Origin of the sequence: Brucella grignonensis, assembly GCF_002252505.1 — a bacterium.
GTDB classification, from domain to species: Bacteria; Pseudomonadota; Alphaproteobacteria; order Rhizobiales; family Rhizobiaceae; genus Brucella; species Brucella grignonensis.
Window position 1 is genome coordinate 1 of the sequence record NZ_NNRL01000049.1, and the last position, 1,097, is coordinate 1,097.

Sequence of the window (1,097 nt, forward strand, 5' to 3'; positions counted from 1 at the left end):
CAGCCAGTCCCATGCCGGGCGGCCGTCGATCCGGGCCTGCGGTTCCGACAGCAGCGTGCCGCCCGGTTCGGCGTTCTCGTCGACGACGATAACCTTCAGCCCGTCCACCGCCGCCGAGCGCGCCGCCGCGAGGCCGGCGTGACCTGCGCCGACGATCAGCACGTCGCAATGCAGGTTGCGCGAGGCATAAGTATCCGGGTCCTTTTCCGTCGGGCTGACGCCGAGGCCGGCGGCGGCGCGGATGAACGGTTCGTAGACCTTGTGCCAGAAACTCTTCGGCCACATGAAGGTCTTGTAGTAGAACCCGGCCGAGAACAGCATGTAGGCGGCGTCGTTGACCGCGCCGACGTCGAACTTAAGGCTGGGATATTTGTTCTGCGACGTCGTTTCCAGCCCGGCGCGCAACTCTTGCACGGTGGCGCGGGTGTTCGGCTCGAACCGGCCGGGGCCGCGGCGCGTGCCGATCAGGGCGTTGGGCTCCTCCGAGCCGGCGGCGATCGGGCCGCGCGGGCGGTGATACTTGAAGGACCGTCCCATCAGGTGAACGCCGTTGGCGAGCAGCGCCGAGGCGACGATGTCGCCGCGCGCGCCCAAGGTGAAGCTGACCGGACACCCGGTGTCGACTCGCCCGCGGCCTGGTACGCGATACCGGCTCATTGCTGGCCCTCCGTCAGGGTAGCGAGGGCCGGGCGTGGATCACCCGCCTTATAGGTGAAGACGATGCGGTCGGTCACGGTGTCCCTGACGACGTTGAAGAAGCGCCCGCAGCCATGCAGATGACGCCAGCGCTCGGGTTGCAGACCCCGTGCATTGGTGCGGATGAACAGGTACTTTTCCCATTCCTCGTCGGAAAGGGCGGATGGGTCCTTGGGCCGGATGATATGGGCCTCGCCGGCATAGGCGAACTCGGCCTCGGGCAGCGTTTCGTCGCAGTAGGGACAATGGATCAGTAGCATGGGTCGGTCCTCAATGCGCCACGGCAGCGGCGGCGGCCTCGTCGATCAGGCGGCCGGTGCGGAAGCGCTCCAGCGTGAACGGCGCGTTGATCGGGTGCGGCTCGTCCCTGGCGATGGTATGGGCGAAGGTGTGCGCAGCGC

The 1,097-nt window shown here is 67.5% G+C and carries 2 protein-coding genes and 1 pseudogene; all 3 read right to left on the reverse strand.

All coding sequences use genetic code 11. The annotated features are described in order from the left end of the window. Nucleotides 1-657: 2Fe-2S iron-sulfur cluster-binding protein (locus CEV33_RS00695; RefSeq protein WP_141211522.1), on the reverse strand; the 657-nt coding region annotated here is incomplete at its 3' end. After that, nucleotides 654-956 (reverse strand): sarcosine oxidase subunit delta, encoded by a 303-nt coding sequence (locus CEV33_RS00700; protein ID WP_094538690.1) that lies wholly within the window; start codon nucleotides 954-956, stop codon nucleotides 654-656. The genes CEV33_RS00700 and CEV33_RS00695, both read right to left, overlap by 4 nt. A 10-nt stretch (nucleotides 957-966) precedes the next feature. Further along, nucleotides 967-1,097: pseudogene (locus CEV33_RS00705) on the reverse strand (sarcosine oxidase subunit beta); the annotation flags it as partial.

Excerpts from the sequence above, each read along its gene's own strand:
- CEV33_RS00700 (WP_094538690.1), bottom strand. The coding sequence starts at position 956 with ATGCTACTGATCCATTGTCCCTACTGCGACGAAACGCTGCCCGAGGCC.